Annotated in this window: 18 protein-coding genes and 1 tRNA gene; 10 read left to right on the top strand and 9 right to left on the bottom strand. The window is 62.0% G+C overall.

Annotated elements, in window-relative coordinates:
- Positions 1 to 9 precede the first annotated feature (9 nt).
- On the bottom strand, positions 10 to 1,560 hold the full coding sequence (locus SFY93_RS27495) for a benzoate-CoA ligase family protein (protein ID WP_320445317.1): 1,551 nt from the start codon (positions 1,558 to 1,560) through the stop codon (positions 10 to 12).
- A gap of 158 nt (positions 1,561 to 1,718) precedes the next feature.
- Here SFY93_RS27495 and SFY93_RS27500 point away from each other — a divergent pair, with 158 nt between their 5' ends.
- Positions 1,719 to 2,630 carry a helix-turn-helix transcriptional regulator gene (locus tag SFY93_RS27500; protein WP_309943636.1) on the top strand — a complete coding sequence of 304 codons (912 nt, stop codon included), beginning with the start codon at positions 1,719 to 1,721 and terminating at the stop codon, positions 2,628 to 2,630.
- Complete coding sequence (locus SFY93_RS27505) at positions 2,627 to 3,100, top strand: hypothetical protein (RefSeq protein ID WP_320445318.1); 474 nt, start codon at positions 2,627 to 2,629, stop codon at positions 3,098 to 3,100. The genes SFY93_RS27500 and SFY93_RS27505 overlap by 4 nt, the downstream gene beginning before the upstream one ends.
- A gap of 4 nt (positions 3,101 to 3,104) precedes the next feature.
- On the opposite strand, the gene SFY93_RS27510 is transcribed toward SFY93_RS27505, so the two are convergent.
- The 6 genes from SFY93_RS27510 to SFY93_RS27535 all read right to left on the bottom strand — a co-directional run bounded on the left by SFY93_RS27510 (position 3,105) and on the right by SFY93_RS27535 (position 9,202).
- Positions 3,105 to 3,815: an ABC transporter ATP-binding protein gene (locus tag SFY93_RS27510; protein WP_320445319.1), complete on the bottom strand. Its 711-nt coding sequence runs from the start codon at positions 3,813 to 3,815 to the stop codon at positions 3,105 to 3,107.
- Positions 3,812 to 4,570 (bottom strand): ABC transporter ATP-binding protein, encoded by a 759-nt coding sequence (locus SFY93_RS27515; RefSeq protein ID WP_320445320.1) that lies wholly within the window; start codon positions 4,568 to 4,570, stop codon positions 3,812 to 3,814. Before SFY93_RS27515 ends, SFY93_RS27510 begins: the two co-directional genes overlap by 4 nt.
- Positions 4,563 to 5,567 (bottom strand): branched-chain amino acid ABC transporter permease, encoded by a 1,005-nt coding sequence (locus SFY93_RS27520; protein WP_320445321.1) that lies wholly within the window; start codon positions 5,565 to 5,567, stop codon positions 4,563 to 4,565. Before SFY93_RS27520 ends, SFY93_RS27515 begins: the two co-directional genes overlap by 8 nt.
- Position 5,568: 1 nt before the next feature.
- Complete coding sequence (locus SFY93_RS27525; protein ID WP_320445322.1) at positions 5,569 to 6,441, bottom strand: branched-chain amino acid ABC transporter permease; 873 nt, start codon at positions 6,439 to 6,441, stop codon at positions 5,569 to 5,571.
- 148 nt (positions 6,442 to 6,589) lie between these two features.
- Positions 6,590 to 7,798 (bottom strand): ABC transporter substrate-binding protein, encoded by a 1,209-nt coding sequence (locus SFY93_RS27530; protein ID WP_320445323.1) that lies wholly within the window; start codon positions 7,796 to 7,798, stop codon positions 6,590 to 6,592.
- Positions 7,799 to 7,981: 183 nt separating this feature from the next.
- The gene (locus SFY93_RS27535; RefSeq protein ID WP_320445324.1) at positions 7,982 to 9,202 is read right to left on the bottom strand and encodes a LysR family transcriptional regulator; all 1,221 of its coding nucleotides are present in this window, start codon (positions 9,200 to 9,202) and stop codon (positions 7,982 to 7,984) included.
- 166 nt (positions 9,203 to 9,368) lie between these two features.
- On the opposite strand from SFY93_RS27535, the gene SFY93_RS27540 reads away from it, so the two are divergent.
- The 8 genes from SFY93_RS27540 to SFY93_RS27575 all read left to right on the top strand — a co-directional run bounded on the left by SFY93_RS27540 (position 9,369) and on the right by SFY93_RS27575 (position 16,930).
- Positions 9,369 to 10,202 (top strand): transporter substrate-binding domain-containing protein, encoded by an 834-nt coding sequence (locus SFY93_RS27540; RefSeq protein ID WP_199488681.1) that lies wholly within the window; start codon positions 9,369 to 9,371, stop codon positions 10,200 to 10,202.
- Positions 10,199 to 10,960 carry an amino acid ABC transporter ATP-binding protein gene (locus tag SFY93_RS27545; RefSeq protein WP_320445325.1) on the top strand — a complete coding sequence of 254 codons (762 nt, stop codon included), beginning with the start codon at positions 10,199 to 10,201 and terminating at the stop codon, positions 10,958 to 10,960. The genes SFY93_RS27540 and SFY93_RS27545 overlap by 4 nt, the downstream gene beginning before the upstream one ends.
- A gap of 3 nt (positions 10,961 to 10,963) precedes the next feature.
- Positions 10,964 to 11,665 (top strand): amino acid ABC transporter permease, encoded by a 702-nt coding sequence (locus tag SFY93_RS27550; protein WP_320445326.1) that lies wholly within the window; start codon positions 10,964 to 10,966, stop codon positions 11,663 to 11,665.
- The gene (locus SFY93_RS27555; RefSeq protein ID WP_320445327.1) at positions 11,665 to 12,324 is read left to right on the top strand and encodes an amino acid ABC transporter permease; all 660 of its coding nucleotides are present in this window, start codon (positions 11,665 to 11,667) and stop codon (positions 12,322 to 12,324) included. Before SFY93_RS27550 ends, SFY93_RS27555 begins: the two co-directional genes overlap by 1 nt.
- 12 nt (positions 12,325 to 12,336) lie before the next feature.
- Entirely contained in the window at positions 12,337 to 13,716 is a 1,380-nt protein-coding gene (locus SFY93_RS27560; RefSeq protein ID WP_320445328.1) for a hydantoin-5-propionate amidohydrolase, read from the top strand.
- A gap of 64 nt (positions 13,717 to 13,780) precedes the next feature.
- Positions 13,781 to 14,869 (top strand): thiohydantoin desulfurase, encoded by a 1,089-nt coding sequence (locus tag SFY93_RS27565; protein ID WP_320445329.1) that lies wholly within the window; start codon positions 13,781 to 13,783, stop codon positions 14,867 to 14,869.
- 19 nt (positions 14,870 to 14,888) lie between these two features.
- Positions 14,889 to 16,547, top strand: a complete 1,659-nt coding sequence (locus SFY93_RS27570) for a thiourocanate hydratase (RefSeq protein WP_320445330.1) — start codon at positions 14,889 to 14,891, stop codon at positions 16,545 to 16,547.
- A gap of 308 nt (positions 16,548 to 16,855) precedes the next feature.
- Positions 16,856 to 16,930: transfer RNA gene (locus SFY93_RS27575), tRNA-Gln, on the top strand.
- A gap of 483 nt (positions 16,931 to 17,413) precedes the next feature.
- Here the strand turns inward: SFY93_RS27575 and SFY93_RS27580 are convergent.
- Both SFY93_RS27580 and SFY93_RS27585 read right to left on the bottom strand, forming a co-directional pair.
- Positions 17,414 to 18,331, bottom strand: coding sequence for a dihydrodipicolinate synthase family protein (locus tag SFY93_RS27580; RefSeq protein ID WP_320445331.1), 918 nt, complete (start codon positions 18,329 to 18,331; stop codon positions 17,414 to 17,416).
- A gap of 11 nt (positions 18,332 to 18,342) precedes the next feature.
- Positions 18,343 to 19,128 carry an SDR family oxidoreductase gene (locus SFY93_RS27585; RefSeq protein ID WP_320445332.1) on the bottom strand — a complete coding sequence of 262 codons (786 nt, stop codon included), beginning with the start codon at positions 19,126 to 19,128 and terminating at the stop codon, positions 18,343 to 18,345.
- Between the last annotated feature and the right edge of the window lie 37 nt (positions 19,129 to 19,165).

Here is a 19,165-nt window from a genome sequence, read left to right on the forward strand (position 1 = left end):
CGCTCGGTTTCAGGCCGCGGCTCCATCGCGCAACTTGAAGCGCTGGATTTTTCCGGTGGCTGTTTTGGGAAGGGAATCGACAACCTCGATCCAGCGTGGATATTTCCATGGACCGATCCGTTGCTTGACGTGATCCTTGAGGGAGTCGCGCAGACCCTCCAGCACGGCATCCGGCTTGAGGACCACGAAGGCTTTCGGCTTCAACAGTCCCTCGGCGTCGGCCTCCGGCACGACCGCCGCTTCGGATACGGCGGGATGTGCGATTAGCGCGCTCTCGACCTCGAATGGGGACACCCAGATGCCGGACACCTTGAACATGTCATCGGCACGTCCGCAGAACGTATAGCGGCCGTCGGCGTCGCGGACATATTTGTCACCGGTGCGCGTCCAATGACCTTCGAAGGTGCGACGACTCTTGCTGCGCTGGTTCCAGTATCCCTCGCCGGCAGAAGGCGCATCGACGAGCAATTCGCCGATTTCTCCATCGGCGATATCGAGGCCCGCATCATCGACGAGCCGCACACGATAGCCTGGCACCGGCCGGCCGGACGTGCCGTATTTGATGTCGCCGGGAGCATTCGAGAGAAAGATATGCAGCAGCTCGGTTGAGCCGACACCATCGAGAATATCGACGCCGAAGCGGCTCTTCCAGCCGTTCCCCACCGACTCCGGAAGTGCCTCGCCTGCTGAGGTGCAGATGCGCAGGCGCGGAAGGCGAACTTCCGTTTTGAATCCCTCATCGTTCAACATTGCCGCGAACAATGTCGGCACCCCGAAAAAGATGCTCGGCTGATATCGGCGCATCAGGCCGAACATGGTGGCCGGCGTGGGTCGCTCCGGATTGAGCACCGTCGTGGCGCCAACCGACATGGGAAATGTCAGGGCGTTGCCGAGGCCGTAGGCGAAGAACAATTTGGCCGCAGACAGTCCGACATCGTCCTCGCGAATGCCGAGAACCTGCTTGCCATAGGTGGTCGCCGTTGCTTCCAGACTGGCGTGCAGATGGCGAACGCCTTTCGGCATGCCCGTGGATCCGGACGAGTACAACCAGAAGGCAGGCTCGTCCGCATGGGTCGCGACCGTGGTGAAGCTTGAGCTCTCATCCCTGACTTCATCGGCCAGACACTTGCGGCCATTGCCAGCGCCACCGACCACAATCACATGCTCAAGATCCGGCAAACGACCAAGCATGTCGTCGACTGCCGGCAAAAGCGCCGCGGAAACGAACAACACGCGTGCCCGGCAATCGGCCAGCACATAGGCGTATTGCTCCGAGGTCAACAGGGTATTGAGCGGCACCGGGACGATGCCGGCCCGGATCGCGCCAAGGAACACCACCGGAAAGTCGACGGTGTCGAGCATGATCATCGCGACGCGTTCTTCACGCCGGACGCCGAGCCGCCTCAGCAAATTGGCCAGTTGGCAGCTTTTTGTCTGCAGGTCGCCATAGGTCAGTTCGGTCACGGTATCGGTGAAGGCGAGCTTGCTGCCGCGCCCCTCATCGATGTTCCGGTCGAGAAGCCAGGTCACCGCATTGTAAGAACTGGACGGCCCACTCATGATGCGTTTGCACCTTGGGCGATTCCACAACCGTTGCTCACGGTGCTCTCCCTATCGTCTTTTTTGAATTATAATTCATATAAAGTCACCAACTCCGGTTGCTGTCAATCGCATCCGGAATTATCTTTCCTGAAATCCTCTGCGAGTACGCACGTCAAATGACCGACCAGGCCGATCCCGAAACCGCCTTTCTTGAACAGCTCGGTCAGCGTGTCCGCACCATGCGCGGCCTGCGCGGCATGTCGCGAAAGGTGCTGGCAAAAGTGTCAGGGATTTCGGAGCGCTACATCGCGCAACTGGAAAGCGGCAAGGGCAACGTGTCTATCGTGCTGCTGCGCCGGGTGTCCGGCGCCATGGGCGCCCATCTCGAAGATCTGATTCCAGCGGACGAACCGACAACGGAATGGCCGATCATTCGCGACCTCGTTCGTAACGCGACACCGAACCAGATCGCCCAGGCCAAGGACGTTCTCGCCGGACGGGGGAACGGTCAGTTCCAGAATTATATGTCATTCAGCGGCATCGCCCTGATCGGGCTGCGCGGCGCCGGAAAATCGACCCTCGGCAAATTGCTGGCGGACAAGATCGGCTGGAGCTTCGTCGAACTCAACAAGGAGATCGAGCAGCACAACGGACTATCGGTCGCCGAGATCATCGCCCTCTATGGACAGGAGGGCTTTCGCCGCATGGAACAGGCGGCGCTGAACGGCCTGCTGGGACGCAAGGAGCCCATCGTCCTTGCGACCGGCGGCGGCATCGTCTCGGAACCCGTGACCTTCGATCGGGTATTGTCGTCGTTCTACACAATCTGGCTCAAGGCCAAGCCCGAAGAACATATGGCGCGCGTCCGCCGCCAAGGTGACTTGCGCCCGATGGCCGACGACCGCTCCGCCATGCAGGAATTGCGCACAATCCTGCTGAGCCGCGAACCGCTTTACTCCCGCGCATCCGCCATTGTCGATACGGCCGGCCTCAGCAAGGACAAGGCTGCCGCGCAACTGGTCGGCGCGGTGTCGCGCGTGTTGAACACCAATGCCCAGGCTTTCGGGCTGAGAAGCGCTGCGTCATGACACTGGGCGAGCTTCTGCAAGCACGCGGCTTCGATCCCACCGGTGTCATGGCGATCCGTAATACCCTGCATGCCGAAGACGCCTCAAACGATTTCCGCGATCTCGCCGATGTCATCAGCGCCAATGCGCTGCCGATGTATGACCGCATGCAGGACGGCCCGCGCATTGCGCATCGGACAGCCGTGCTCTCCTTTGCCGCAACAGACGGCGGGCAGGCACGCCTGACAAGCCTGCGAACCTTCCTGCTGCGCAAGCCGGGAAGCGTTCCCGGCGATATCGTCTATGACTACGATGCCGCGCACCTGCTGCACAGCTTCATCGCGCGCGCCGCGACGCCCTGTTTTTACGACGCCATTGAACGGGAAGAGCTCAACGAGCTGTTCGGCCGCCTGGTGGTGCAATGGCCGGAGCCGCTTTCCGACAATATTCTTGCGGCCAATGACGATGCGTTGACCGTCGTCGTGGCCTGATCGCTCAAACCCCGAGATGGCGTTCCAGCACGTCTGGCTGCGCAGCCAATGCCGCGGGCGTGCCATCAAACACCACGCAGCCCTTTGACAGGATCACCATTCGGTCGGCGACTTTCGCCAGACTCCGGAAATCCTTGTCGACGACGATGGTCGCGATGCCCTCGCCCCGGACGATCGCCAGCGTCTGCCAGATAGATTGCGCCACCAGCGGCGCCAGACCTTCCGTGGCCTCATCGATCATGATCATATCGGGATTGGTCATCAGCGCGCGACCGACGGTCAGCATCTGCTGCTCGCCGCCCGACAATTGGTGCCCGCCATTGTTGCGGCGTTCATGCAGACGCGGAAACAGCTCGAAGATTTTCGGCAGGGTCCAGGACTGACGCCCGTGATTGCCTGGTCGCGCAGCCATCACCAGATTTTCGGTGACCGACAGCGAGCCGAAAATGCCTCGGCCCTCCGGCACCAGTGCCATGCCGCATCGCGCGATCGTTTCGGGCGCTGCATTGCGGATATCGCGGCCACGGAAGCGCAAACTGCCATGGCAACGGGGCATCAATCCCATCAGCGAACGCAACAGCGTGGTCTTGCCCATGCCATTGCGGCCGATCAGCGCCACCTGCTCGCCCGGCGCGAAGGTCAGATCGATGCCATGCAGAATCTGGCTGGCGCCGTAGAACGCATCTAACTTTTCCACCTCCAGCAAGGCCGTCATGCGATGCCTCCACCAGCACCGAGATAGGCGGCGCGCACGCCGGGATCCACGCGCACGTCCTGCGGCAAACCTGTGGCAATGACACGGCCGTCCTGCATCACCGTCAATCGGTCTGCCAGCTCGAATACCGCGTCCATATCGTGCTCCACTACCAGCAGCGCACGGTCGGCCTTGAGCGACGCGATCAATCCAATGATGCCCCGCGCTTCCGATGGCCCCATGCCGGCCAGTGGCTCGTCGAGCAGAATGACCTGCGGATTGGTCGCCAGCACCATCGCGATTTCCAGCTGGCGCTGTTCGCCGTGACTGAGTCTATCGGCAATGATCTGCGACCGCGCGGATAATCCGACCCGGTCAATCGCATCGGTGACCAACTGGAGATATGGCCGGTCGCACCGCGTGCCGCCAAACATCCGCAGCGGCGTGGTTGAACGGGCCTGCGCTGCAAGACGCACATTCTCATGCACGCTAAATTGCGCGAACAGCGTTGTCTTCTGATAGGCCCGGCCGAGACCGGCACGCGCGCGGCAATCCGGCGACAAGAAGGTGATATCCGCGCCATTCAGCAGGACCTCACCCGACGTTGGCAGAAGTTCGCCGGCCAGCAGATTGATCAGTGTGGATTTTCCGGCACCGTTCGGGCCGATCACCGCGTGGATCTCGCCGGCGCAAATGTCGATCGACACGTCGGAAACGGCCAGCAGACCTCCGAAGCGCTTCTGCAATCCAGCGGCACGCAGCGCAATGTTACGCATGACGAGCTTCCACAGCTGCAGGCTTGATCTCGGCTGCGCGTTGCGGCGACGCCCCGAACACCATCGACCAGATCTGCCGGACACCATTGGGCAACAGGATAACGATGCCGATGATGATCAAGCCTTCGACAAGCTTCCAGTTGTCGAGATGCGCCTTCAGCACTTCTTCCATGCCGATCAGAACCAGCGCACCGACCAGCGGCCCGGTGACCGAGCGCAGGCCACCGATCAGCACCATCACCAGGATCGTCGCCGATTGATGCCATCCCAGCATCTGCGGCGCGACGAAGCCGAACTGGGCTGCGGACAGATAACCGGCAATGCCGGCCAGCGCGCCGGACAGGGTGAACGCCGTCAGGCGGAGGCGAAAGATCGGAAAGCCGAGCGATCGCGCCCGGCGCTCATTGTCGCGGGCTGCCGCCAGCGCCCGCCCGAAAGGTGAGCGGACCACCATCGTGAGCAGAGCGATCACACCCACCAGGAAGCCCAGCACGACAAAGTAGAAAGTCGTGGGCTTGTCGAGATCGAGCAATTGGCGGCCGGCAATGGCGATCTCGGGCCGGATGTTGATGGAGATGCCATCCGATCCGCCCGCAAATTTGGTATCGTGGAAGAAGAAGAACAGCATCTCGCCAAAGGCGAGCGTCACCATGATGAAATAGACGCCGCGGGTGCGCAGCACCAGCGCACCGATCAGCAGGGCCGCGGTGCCGGAGCAAAGGATAGCAATCGGAAGTGTCGTTAGCAGCGACGCCGCATCGTAACGCGGCGACAACAGCGCCAGCACATATCCGGCGAGGCCGAAAAAGGCCGCATGACACAGGCTCACCAAACCGCCATGACCGACCACGAGATTCAGTGACATGGCCAGCATGCCCATGATGAGCGCCTTGGCAAAGAATTGCGTGTAATAGGTCGATACATAGAATGGCAGCGCAATCGCCAAAGCCAGACAGGCGATGCCGAACAATCGGACCCGCAGATTGGGTATGCTCATATCAAGCATCCTGGCGTCCGAGAATTCCACTGGGCCGCCACAGCAACACGGCTGCCATCACCACATAGATCAGAATGCTGGACACGCTGGGAAAGAACACTTTTCCGAACGTATCCGTGAGGCCGATCAGCAGTGCGCCCACGGCAGCACCAGCGACCGAACCGATGCCGCCGAGCACGACCACGACAAAGGACAGAATCAGCATGCCGTCGCCCATGCCGGGAAACACCGTCGAGATCGGCGCGATCAGGATGCCGCCGAGCGCCGCCAGCGCGATGCCGGCGGCGAAGACGTAGCGATTGACCCGGTCGAACTTGATGCCGAGTACGCGCGCCATCTCGCGATTTTCCGAACCTGCCCGCACGATCATGCCGATTTTAGTACGCGCGATCACGAAGAAGATGACGAGTGCCGCCACCAGGCAGAACACGCAGATCGCCAGCCGGTAGACCGGATAGGACAGGTTGTCGGTCAGCTGGATCGACCCCGACAGCCACGCCGGCGGGGCGACCGCGTGCACGTCCTTGCCGAACAGCAACTGCCTGATTTCATCGATGACCAGGATGAGGCCGAAGCTGAGCAGCACCTGCGCTAAGTGATCCCGGCCATAGAGAAGACGAACGAAGACGGTCTCAAGCAGAATGCCGGCGATGAAGGCAACCAGCACACCGCCAAGCAAGGCGACGACAAAACTGCCGGTCACCAACGTGATCCAGTAAGCCAGATAGGCGCCGAGCATGTAGAACGCGCCATGGGCGAGATTGATGACCCCCAGGATACCGAACACCAGTGTCAGACCGCTCGCGACAAGGAACAGGACCGCGCCATACTGAACCGCATTCAGCAACTGAACGCCTAGTGTGATGAAGTCCATCAGATCAATCCAACCACGGAGGGCCACCTTCAATCGCCAGCACAATCAAGCAGGCCATGCCTGATTGTGCTGCGGCACCTCCCTCACGGAAGGCGTCACGCGCAGCAGGCGCGCTTCGATCTCCATCAACGGACCGCGCAACGATGCTTCAGGTCATCTTGCAGCCGCGCGCGGGATCGTCGACAGCGGCCTGGGCGACCGAGATCATCTCGTTACGCCCGTTGCGGACCTCGCGCAGATAGATGTTCTGGATCGGGTTATGCGCCTTGTTGAAGGACAGCGGCCCACGCGGGCTATCGATCTTCGCAGCCCCCATCGCCGCGATCATCTTGTCGCGCGCATTGAAATCGCCGCCGACGGCGGTCAGCCCGATATCCAGCAGCGCCGCACCATCGTAGCCCTGTACAGCATAGATATCGCCGTCCTTGCCCGTCTTGGCCTTGAAGGCTTTGAGGAAGGCGAGATTGGCGGGATTGTCGAGATTGTCCGCGTAGTGCAGCGTCGTCCTGATGCCCTTGGCGGCTTCGCCCTGCGCTTCGATGGTGCCGTCGGTCAGAAAGCCTGCGCCATAAAGCGGAATGGTCTTGTTCAGGCCCGCCGCTGCATAGTCCTTGACGAACTTCACCGCGCCACCGCCTGCAAAGAAGCTGAACACAGCATCGGGCTTCAACTGCGCGATCTGCGTAATCAGTGCCTGGAATTCCACCTCCGGAAATGGCACCGTCAGGTCAGCCACGATCTTGCCGCCGTTCTTGGTGAAGTTTTCAGCGAAGGCGCCGATCATCTCGGCCCCGGCCGTGTAACGCCATGTGATCGTGACCACGTTCTTGATACCGGCATCGGCCATCACCTTGCCCATTGGGTAGGTACTCTGCCAGTTCGAGAACGATGTGCGGAAGATGTTCGGCGCGCAGGCCGGACCGGTCGCGTCATTGGCGCCGGCATTCGGAATGATCAGCAGCGTCTTCGTGTCACGCGCGACCTTGACCATCGCCATGGCCACGCCGGAATGCACGGTACCGATAACGACGTCCGCTTTCTCGCGGCCAACCAGCCGGTTCATGTTGTCGGTGGCTGCTTCCGGTTTCGATTCATCGTCCACCTGCACGAATGCAATGTCGCGCCCGCCGAGCTTGCCGCCCTTCTGTTCGACATAGAGGCGGAAGCCGTCATCAATGAACTGGCCAAGCTTCGCATAAGTCCCGGTGTAGGGAAGCATCATCCCCACCTTCAACGGCGCGTTCTGCGCGATGGCCGGGCTATGAAGCGGTGACGTCGCAATGAATGTTGCTGCACCGGCGGTCCCGGACAGCATGGCGCGCCGCGTCAACGGACGCAGAAACCCCTTGGTGGTCATCGGCTCGTCTCCCCTCGGAATAATTGATGACCGGTTGATCCGGCCTACCAATGCAGATTGACGCCAGGTGGGAGCATTGCCCTCCACCCGCGCTCGCATCTCTGCAGCATAATGCACGAAATTGGAAAAGATCAAGAATTATAATTCATAGTCAGCGGCAGTGGGTAGCCACGCTCATTCAAATCAATCGCTGTTCACCATCATGGCGGCTGCTGGCGTTGCCGGCGCATAGTTGTGCAGGGCAGCAAGAATGGAGCGGGCGCCGCGCCGCGCGCCTTCGGTCTGTACCCAGACCAGCGACAGGATAAGTTCAAGCCCGGGATCGACCGGCAGCGCGACGAGGCGTGTATCGAACGAGACAAGCGCGCTTTCAGGGAGTACTGACACGAAGCCGAAATCCAGCATCAGGTTGGCGATGATCGGGATCGAGTCGATTTCCGTGATTGTCAGCGCGTCGATATCTGCCTGAGGCAGCAATTGCGCGAGCAGTCTGTGGGCGGCCTGCCCGAGGCCAGTGCGTCGGCTGGGTAGCGCAAGCGGTTGCTGGCGAAGTACCCGCATGACATCGGGTTGGTCGCCCAGCACCTCGCGCGCGCCGACGACCACAAGCTTCGAGCGCACCAGAGCACGCGACGACACATCGGCGGGGATCGTATCGCTGTCGATCAACGCGACGTCGCAGCGCTTGTCCTTCAGGCCGGTGAGCAGATCCTCTGCCGTACCATTGGTGACAAATAGTGGCTGCGTCGGCCGATCCCGGTGCCAGGCTGCGACGAGAAAGGCCAGCAGTCGCGCGACATTGCTTTCATGGCCGAGCGGCATCACCGCCCCGAGCCTGATCGTGGCATTGGTCGAACGGAAACGTTCGCGCGCACGCCGCGACAGGCGCTGCATGGTTTTTTCGAGCTCGCCGAGCGATGCAATCAGCAGCTGGCATGCAGTCGTCGGCGTGACGCCGACCCGCGAACGATCGAACAGCACACGGCCGAGCTCGTCTTCCACCCGCGCAATCTGCCGCGCGAGCTGCGGCTGACCGAGACGAATGATGCGTGCGGCACGGCGTACGCTACCGGTCTCGGCCACCAGCGCGACACGTTGTAGGGCCGTGAGGCTGATGTCGCGTGAAGCACAAAAGGCGTGCGCCGCATCCACACCCAGACGCGGCGCGATCATTGCCCGCGCAATATCCGATGCAGCCTCGATATCATTCAGCATGCGCCGCGCCTCAAGCGTCAGAAAGCTTGCCGCGCCCGCCCGGTTCAGCAATGGCGCTGCGATGGAGCGTTCGAACCGTTTCACCGCCGCCGAGATCGTACTTGGCGCCCGGCCGAGCTGGCGCGCTGCTTCGCGCACATTGCCGCAACGAAGTACCACGGCTGTCATCACCAGGGTCGCAATGTCCATTCCATTATCATCCGGCTCTGTAGTCGAATTTTTCGCGCTGCAGCGAGAGCGTATAGGATGTCCATCAAATGGGATATCCCCCCGATACACAATTGCGTTAGCCTTCATAATAGGGACTGCGGAGCCAGATGCCGGCTTGGCCTGGCCGCACCAATGGAGGTGTTCGATGAAAGCAATGATCGTTGCCGCCGGGCTTCTGGCTTTGGCCAGCCCCGCATTCGCGCAGTCGCAGGAACCGCTGAAGTCTGCGATCGACTCGACCTTCGCGCCGCATGCGATGCCCAAACTGTCGGGCGGCCTCGAAGGCTTCAATATCGACGTCGTCGATGAGATGTCGAAGCGCATCAAGCGCCCGATCACGGTGGAAGGCGCGCAATTCGCCGGTCTCCTTCCAGCGCTTCAGGCCGGCACCTATGACTTCCTCGCCGCTGTGGTCACTGTCACGCCCGAGCGCGCGCAGCAGTTGCTGTTCATGGAAGGCTTCGTCGACGCCGACTATCGCTTCATGACCTTGGCCTCCGCACCGCCGATCACCAAGCTCGAAGATCTCTCTGGCAAGACCATCGCCGTGCAGAAGGGCGCGATCTACGAGAAATGGGTCAACGACAATGCCGCCAAATATGGCTGGAAGTCGGAATCCTTCGCCACCAGCACCGACGCGGCGCAAGCGGTGCTCGCCGGCCGTGCCGATGCCAACATCTCGGCCGCCACCGTCGTCGCCTGGATCGTGAAGAACAATCCGCGGCTGAAGAATGCCTACCTCTACAAGACGGGTCTCGTCTGGAGCATGCCGCTGCGCAACGGTAATACCGAACTGCGCAACAAGCTCGAAGACGCACTGGTCTGCATGAAGCAGGATGGCACGCTGAAGAAACTCTACGTGAAATGGTTCGGTGTCGAGCCGGAGGCCGGTTCGGCGACCACCACCATCTATCCCGGCTATGGCGCACCAGGCGTTGCCGGCTATGACGCGACCGAGCAGAAGCCGACCTGTTCATGAGTTCGGCAGCAGCAGCGCCTGTGCCCCGTTATCTGCTCGAAGCACGCGGCGTCCGGAAGAGCTTCGGCCCAACCGAAGTCCTGAAGGGCGTCGATCTTCTGGTCGAGCCGGGTAAGCTGGTCTTTCTGATCGGCCCATCCGGCTCGGGCAAGAGTACCTTGCTGCGCTGCTGCAATCGTCTGGAGGAGCCGGATGGCGGCTCCATCATCATCGACAATGTCGACCTTCTGTCGCCGCGCACCGATATCAACGCCGCACGGCGACAGATCGGCATGGTGTTCCAGAGCTTCAACCTCTATCCGCACCTCACTGTACAGCAGAACATCACGCTGGCCCTGCGCAAGGTCGCCGGCATGAGCACCGCTGACGCCAACACTCGTGCCGCGGAGATGCTGGCGCTGGTGGGTCTACCCGACAAGGCCGCGTCCTATCCCGCGCAGCTCTCCGGTGGCCAACAGCAACGCATCGGCATTGCGCGCTCGCTCGCGCTCAATCCCAAGATCATCCTGATGGATGAGCCGACCTCGGCACTCGACCCTGAACTCGTCGGCAGCGTGCTCGCTGTCGTCAAGGATCTGCGTGCGCGCGGCATCACCATGGTGATCGCCAGCCACGAGATGAATTTCGCCCGCGAAGCCGCCGACAAGGTCGTGTTCCTCGATGGCGGTCTCGTCATCGAACAAGGCAGTGCCGAAGACGTTTTCCTCCGGCCGCAGGAAGATCGCACCAAACGTTTCCTCGCGCAGATCAGGCACTAGGTCATGACCGCCGCCGACGCGATGAGCAACTGGGACCGCTTCGTCTTCACCTTCTTCAATGCGGATATCGCGATGAAGTATGGCTGGGAGATTTTGCAGGGCACCGGCGTTACCATTCTTGCCGGTCTCGCAGTGGTCATCACCGGTATCGGCGCCGGCTTCGGCCTCGCCGCGCTGCGCGCTATCGGCTGGAAGCCGGTCAATTTCCTCATCATCGTGTTCGTCGATATCTTCCGCTCGCTGCCGCCATTGGCGATCATCCTCGTCCTGTTCTTCGGCTTTCCCAATATCGGCATCGTGCTGCCTAGTCTGGTCGTGCTGTGGATGTCGCTTGGTGCCGTGCTCGCCGCCTTCGCCGAGGAAATCTTCTGGGCTGGCATCACCTCGGTGCCCAAGGGCCAATGGCTGGCCGCGCGCTCCACGGGCCTCACTTTCGCGCAGACCCTGCATTACGTGATCCTGCCGCAGGCCGTTCGCCTTGGCATTCCGCCGCTGACCAACCGCGCGATCTCCATCACCAAGAACCTCGCGCTCGGCAGCGCCATCGGCGTCAACGAGATTCTGGGCCGCGCCAATTCCGCGCTGTCGATGTCCGCCAATGCGACGCCGCTCACCATGGGCGCGCTACTTTACGTGCTGGTCTTCATTCCACTGGTGATCGCCTCCCGTACGCTCGAACGCAACTATCGGTGGGGTGAGCACTGATGGAGCAGTTCACGCAGGAATTCTTCAATCTCGACGTCATGGCGAAGGTCGCACCGTTCCTGCTGCAGGGCTTGCAGCAGACGCTTCTGCTATGCTCGTTCCTGATCCCGATCGGCCTCGTCAGCGGTATCCTCGTGATGTTGCTGACCACCAGCCCCTATCGCCTGCTGCGCTGGCCGGCGATCGCCGCCGTCGATTTCTTCCGCGCCTTTCCGCCGCTCGTGCTGCTGGTCTTCGTCTATGCGGGCCTGCCCTTTATCGGGCTGCGCGTGCCCGCGCTGGTGGCTGTGGCCGTCGCCTTCCTGATCAATTCGGCAAGTTACTACGGCGAGATCTATCGCGCCGGCATGGTTAGCGTGCCGAAGGGCCAGCGCGAGGCCGCGCGGTCGACTGGACTCTCCGCCACACAGACATTGCTTTACGTGACGCTGCCGCAGGCGATCCGCAACGTGCTACCCGATTTGCTCTCGAACACGGTCGAGCTGGTGAAGCTCACGACGCTGGCCAGCGTCATCTCGGTGCCGGAGCTGCTGCATTCCGCCAATCTGGCGCGCTCGCTCACTTACAACTCATCGCCGCTGATCCTCGCGGCCATCATCTATCTGCTGTTGCTGTTGCCAGTCGTGCGGCTGATCGCGCGGCTGGAGCACAGGCTCTAGGAGACTTTGCACATGGATTTCGATCTGGTTCTCACCGGCAAGGTGATCGGTCACGACAGCATCATCGAGAACGGCTGGGTCGCGGTCCGCGACGGGCGCGTCGGCGCCGTCGGTGAAGGTACGCCGCCTGCCGCACGCGAACGGCAGGATTTCAAGTCAGGCATGATCCTGCCGGGCGCCATCGACGCACAGGTGCATTCGCTGTCGCAGCGCAATCAGGAAGACTTCATCTGGTCGACGCGCTCCGCCGCAGCCGGCGGCGTGACCACCATCGTCGACATGCCCTATGATGAAGGCGATCTGGTCTGCTCGGCTGCTGCGGTCGAGCGCAAGATCGCCCATGCGAGCAAGCAGGCGCGCGTCGATTTCGCGCTCTATGGCACCATCGACCCCGAAGAGGGTCCGGCACGTATCGCCGAACAGGCCAAGGCCGGCGTCGCCGCCTTCAAGTTCTCCACCTTCGGCACCGACCCCAAGCGCTTTCCGCGCATCCCCGCGCCGCTGCTCGCCGATTGTTTCGCCGCCATTGCGCCGACCGGCCTCGCAGCCGGCGTCCACAACGAGGACGACGAATTCATCCGCGATGCCGTCGCCAAGGTGAAGGCCAAGGGCGTCACCAACTGGCGCGCGCATGTGATGTCGCGCCCGCCGCTCGCCGAAATCCTGGCGATGCTGCAGATCTATGAGACCGGCGCCGAGACCGGTTGTCCCGCTCATGTGGTGCATTGTTCTGTCGCACGCGGTTATGACATTGCGGCGTGGTATCGCTCCGAGGGTCATCACGCCACGGTGGAATGCTGCATCCACTATCTCGTGCTCGACGAGGAGAACGACGTCTCCCGCCTCGGCGGCAAGGCCAAGATCAATCCGCCCGTGCGCCCGCGTGCCGATGTCGAAGCGCTGTGGGCAGAGCTTGCAGCCGGACGCGTCTCGCTGGTCTCGACCGATCACGTCAGTTGGTCGGAAGATCGCAAGATCAATCCGGACATGCTTGCCAATGCGTCTGGCGTCCCCGGCCTCGAAGCCATGGTGCCGCTGCTGGTAAAGGGCCTCGTCGAACGCAAGCTGCCGCTGACCCATGCCGCGAAGCTGATGTCGTTCAATCCGGCGCGGCACTTCCGCATCGACGATCGCAAGGGCGCGCTGGCGCCTGGCCTCGACGCCGACATCACCGTGCTGGTGGACAAGCCCATCGTCTATGACGGTGCCGCAAGCGGCAACAACGTGGTCGGCTGGTCCCCCTATAACGGCATCACGCTGCCGTGGACCGTGGCTGCGACCTACGTGCGCGGCCAGCTTGCTTTCGATGGCAGCAAGGTTCTCGCCGAACCTGGCAGCGGACAATTCGTGCGGCCACCGCTGCTTCTCTCAGAGCGACTGCCGGTGGCGTGACGCCCGCCGTTCCGATCACCGACCACGTATCGAACACAAGAACATTTGCCGAGGAGACATTCCGATGGGACGTATTCTGACCGAACGCGATATTGAAGCCGCCGTGCGCGGCGGCGGTGTCTACGCTGCCGGTGGCGGCGGCTGGGCAGATCACGGGCGCATGCTCGGCCGCGCCGCGATTCTCGTCGGCAAGCCCGAACTCGTGTCGATCGACGAACTCGACGATGACGACTGGGTGGCCACAGCCGCTGCGATCGGCGCGCCAGCGTCGACCACCGCTTGGGAGATGCAGGGCAAGGATTACGTTCGTGCGGTACAACTGCTGCAGGACGCGTTGGGTGAACCGCTGAAAGGCCTCATCATCGGTCAGAACGGCAAGTCCTCCACCATGAATGCCTGGCTGCCTTCGGCGCTGCTCGGCACCAAGGTGGTCGATGCCGTCGGCGATATGCGCGCGCATCCGACCGGCGACATGGGGTCGATCGGCCTTGCCGGCTCGCCCGAGCCGATGATCCAGACCGCCGCCGGCGGCAACCGCGCCGAGAACCGCTACATCGAACTCACCGTGCGCGGCGCCACCGCCAAGGTGTCGCCGATCCTGCGTACGGCAGGCGACATGTCTGGTGGGTTCATCGCCTCCTGCCGCAATCCGGTCCGCGCCTCCTATGTGCGCGACAACGCCGCTCTGGGCGGCATTTCGCTCGCGCTGCGCCTCGGTGAAGCCATCCTCGCCGCCGAGCCAAAAGGACCAACTGCCGTGATCGACGCGATCTGCAAAGACACCGGCGGCTCCATCCTTGGCAGCGGGAAGATTACTGCGAAGAATGTCGTCTATACACCGGAGGCCTTCGATATCGGCACGCTCACCGTCGGTAGCGGCGACAAGGCCATCACACTGCACGTGATGAATGAATACATGGCCATCGTCGACGCAAATGGTAAACGCCTCGCGACCTTCCCGGACATCATCGCCACACTGTCCGACGAGGCCGAGCCGATGAGCGTGGGCCATCTCGAAGTCGGCATGAACGTGCATCTGTTCCATGTGCCGAAGACGATCATTCCGCTCGCCTCCAGCGTCAAGGACCCGGCGGTCTATCCATCCGTCGAGCGCGCCATGGGCATCGAGATCGCGCGCTACGCACTGGCCTGAGACACGACAGGAGTCCGTCATGACATCAGCGAATCCACGGCACCCCGATTTTCCGATTCCTGGCGGCCCAAAGCTGCGCGCCAAGGGCTGGCGGCAGGAAGGTCTGTTGCGCCTTCTGGAAAACGTGCTCGCGGTCGGCGAGGATCCGTCGAGCCTCGTCGTCTATGCGGCGCTGGGGCGCGCGGCCCGTAACTGGCCGGCGCACAAGGCCATCGTGCAAGCGCTGACGACGATGGAGGAAGACCAGACTCTGGTCATTCAATCCGGCAAGCCGGTCGGCCTGCTGCGTACCCACGCCAAGGCGCCGCTGGTCATCATGGCGAATTGCAACATCGTGGGACAATGGGCCAAGGCCGAGATCTTCTACGAACTCGAACGCAAGGGCCTGATCTGCTGGGGCGGACTCACGGCCGGCGCCTGGCAGTATATCGGCTCGCAGGGCGTCATCCAGGGCACCTACGAGATCTTCATGCGCATTGCCGAGCGGCGCTTCGGCGGCACCCTCGCCGGGCGTTTCGTCCTCACCGCCGGGCTCGGCGGCATGGGCGGCTCGCAGCCGCTCGCCGGGCGCATGGCCGGTGCGGCGATCCTCACCGTCGACATCGATCCGGAACGCGCGCGCAAACGCAAGGAGATCGGCTATCTCGAAGAGATCGCCCCGGATCTTGATTCTGCGCTGGATATGATCGGCGCTGCAAAGGCCGAGCGTCGCGCGTTGTCGGTCGGCCTCGTCGGCAATGCCGCCGATATCTATCCGGAAATCGCCCGGCGCGGCATCGTTCCCGATGTGGTGACCGACCAGACCGCGGCCCACGATCTTGTGTTCGGCTATGTACCTCGGACCCGATCGCTCGACGAGGCGCGTGCCATGCGCAAGACCGCGCCAGAACAGTTGATGGCGGAGAGCCGCGCGTCGATTGTCGACCATGTGCGCGCCATGCTGACCTTTCAGGCGCGCGGCGCGGAAGTGTTCGACAACGGCAATCTCATTCGCACTCACGCCAAGGAAGGCGGCGTCGCAAATGCCTTTGATATCCCCATTTTCACGGAAGCCTATCTGCGCCCGCTCTTTGCGCGCGCCATCGGTCCGTTCCGCTGGATGGCGCTGTCGGGCGATCCCGACGATATCCGTGCCATCGACGATCTCGTCCTGAGCCTGTTCGGCGATAACCAGATCGTTTCGAACTGGATCAAGCTCGCTCGCCAGTACGTACCTTTCGAAGGCTTGCCGGCCCGCATCGCCTGGCTCGGTCATGGCGAGCGCAGCGAATTGGCGCTGGGCGTGAATGAACTCGTCGCCAATGGCACGCTCAAGGGACCGGTCGCCTTCTCGCGCGATCATCTCGACGCCGCCGGCATGGCGCATCCAAACATCATGACCGAGAACATGCGCGACGGCTCCGACGCCATCGCCGACTGGCCGCTGCTCGACGCGATGGCGCTGTGTTCGTCCCAGGCCGACCTCGTCGCCATCCACTCCGGCGGCGGCGGCTATGCCGGCTACATGACCAGCGCCGGGGTCACCCTGATCGCCGACGGCACGGCCGCCGCGGCAGAACGACTCGCCATGAGCCTCGACAACGACACGGGCCTCGGCGTCATCCGCTACGCGGATGCGGGGTATGGCGAGGCCATCGACGAGGTCTCGCTCAAGCACATCCCGCATATACAACTCTAGAACGGTCGTTCCGAACACATTCTATGGCGTGTTGGGCGAGAGCCCGCCCGCGGACAAGCTTTGGGAACTTCGCTTCGCGCCAGCTCACAGGCCCTATCGCCCAATATGCGACCGCGAAAATCGGAAAATTCAGTGCGTCAAGGGCTCACGCGCACCGGCAGAAGCCGACACCCCAATTGCACAAAAGTCAGTCGCATCCGGAAGCGGGAACACCGCTGGTAGGTGGTTGAAATTGCGGAGCTCTCTCTATAGACCGACGGAGCCAAAGCGATCCGCGGGCCCAGCCCACCCTTTATTGCCTTGGCCTTTGGGGCGTCGCCAAGTGGTAAGGCAGGGGATTTTGATTCCCCCATGCGGAGGTTCGAATCCTCCCGCCCCAGCCAAGCAGTCCGGCCAAACGGCCGATTGCCCCAATTTGTCGAGAAAGGCCCGTATTGGGCGGCTTTTCAGGCGATCGGGAAAGTCTCCGGGTGGCAAAATCGGCCCCATAACCCGCCCAATTCCCAAAAATCTCCGGCTAACACCGCAGAAATCCCCGTTTTCGGGAGACTGCGCGCGGAGACTTGGTTCGATCTTCGCTGGATGGCCAGCCCCAGAGTGGGCTTCTCGCCAGTCTCCAAACGCAATGGACCGATTTTGGGGTTTTCCGCTGCGCACTGCGCGGCGGATGAGCGCAACAGGTTTCTTGGGCGTAGCTACTCCATCCGAAAGTGGCGTCCATTTGCTCTACTATTTCCGGCAGGAGAACAGTCTCCAGAAAGGCATTTCTGAAGGCACAGATCGCGGATTTTCGGGAGGGGCAAGGCTGACGACTGCCTCTGTCCGCTTTGCGCCGTGTTAAAAAACTCCGCCTTTGAGGCTTGCCACTACCTCACAGCCCGCTCCAAACGCGACAGCATGTAGTCGACCTCCTCGCGCGCCCTCACCGAGAGAACCGAGCCGGGCTTGCGCTGGGCATCCGATGCCAGGAACCCACGCTTCATCATCACATATTTCCGCACGGCGAGGCCAACGCCCTGCTGCTGTTCGTATCGCAAGAGCGGCAAGTGCGCATCGAACAGATCATGCGCCTCGTCGCGCTTGCCGGCCTTCTGCAGCCTGACCAGCTCGACCAACATGTCCGGAAAGGCGTAGCCAGTCATTGCGCCGTCTGCACCACGCTCCATTTCGAAGTCGAGGAACAGTCCGCCATTACCGGTCAAAATCGAGATCGGTCGCAACGACCCTTCGGCCTGGAACGCACGCAGCGTCGATATCTTTTCAAGACCGGGCCAGTCTTCATGCTTGAGCATAACGCAGGAAGGATTCTCCTGCACGATCTGACGGATGACTTTCGGCGTCATCTGTACCGACAGTGTCAAAGGATAGTCCTGGATCACGAACGGAATGTCGGATCCGATCGCTTCGATCGCCTGACGGTAATAGCCGGTGATTTGATCGTCGGTACGCAGGCTCGGCACAGGAGCAATCATCACACCCGCCGCGCCATTCTCCATCACGGTTCGCGACAGCGCGCGCATCGCTGCGAAACCAGGCGCCGAAACGCCGACGATCACCGGCAGTTTTCCGAAGCCCTTCACGAAATGCTTGGCAATCGCAATCGATTCCTCGGGCTCGAGCTTCGGCGCCTCACCCATGATGCCAAGCACCGTGACGCCGGTTGAGCCAGCCTTGAGGTATCCGTCGATCAATGTGCCGAGCGAGGCCTCATCAAGACGACCATCGGGATGAAACGGGGTGGGGGCGATTGGGAAGACGCCAGAGGCGGTTGCGTCGAGAGCCATGATTTGATCCTTCAGATGCTAGTAATGAGACCACCATCGACGCGGATGACCGAGCCGTTGACGTAAGATGCGCGGGTGCTGGCGAGAAAGGCGACCACATCAGCATATTCTTGTGGCTCGCCATAACGGCCGGCAGGAATACTGGCGGTGCTCTCCGCAGACACATCCTCGACGGAGCGGCTTTCACGCTTTGCCTTCTGCTCGTCCAGGAAACGGATGCGACTGGTGGCAACCCGGCCTGGAAGCACGATATTGGCTGTGATGCCGTCACACCCAACTTCGCGGGCCAGCGTCTTCGACCAGCCCACGAGCGACAATCGCAGTGCATTCGAAATGCCGAGATTGGGAATCGGCGACACCACGCCAGACGATGTCGATGTCACGATACGTCCCCATTTGCGGGCGCGCATGCCGGGCAATACGCGATCGGTCAGCGTGATGACCGACAGCACCATCTGCTCGAAGCTCCTGCTCCACAGTGCCGGGTCCTGCCCGGCAGCAGGCGTCGGCGGCGGCCCACCGGTATTGTTGACAAGGATGTCGATGGGGCCGAACGCTGCCTCGATGGCACTGACGCGCGCATCCATCGCGGCACGATCGGCCAGATCGAAAGCGGCGGCCATTGCGTCGCCTCCACCCTGCTTGATCTCCGCGACGACACGATCGAGCCCGGCCGCGTCGATGTCGGCAAGCGCGACACGTGCGCCTTCACTCGCCAGCGTCTTCGCGATAGCGCTTCCAAGGCCGCCACTGGCGCCAAGCACCAGCGCGACCTTGCCCTGAAGTCCGAGATCCATGTCCTGTCCTTTGTCGAAATGCGGAATCGATATGCGT

The sequence above is a fragment of the Tardiphaga sp. 42S5 genome (genome assembly GCF_034044155.1).
GTDB classification, from domain to species: Bacteria; Pseudomonadota; Alphaproteobacteria; order Rhizobiales; family Xanthobacteraceae; genus Tardiphaga; species Tardiphaga robiniae.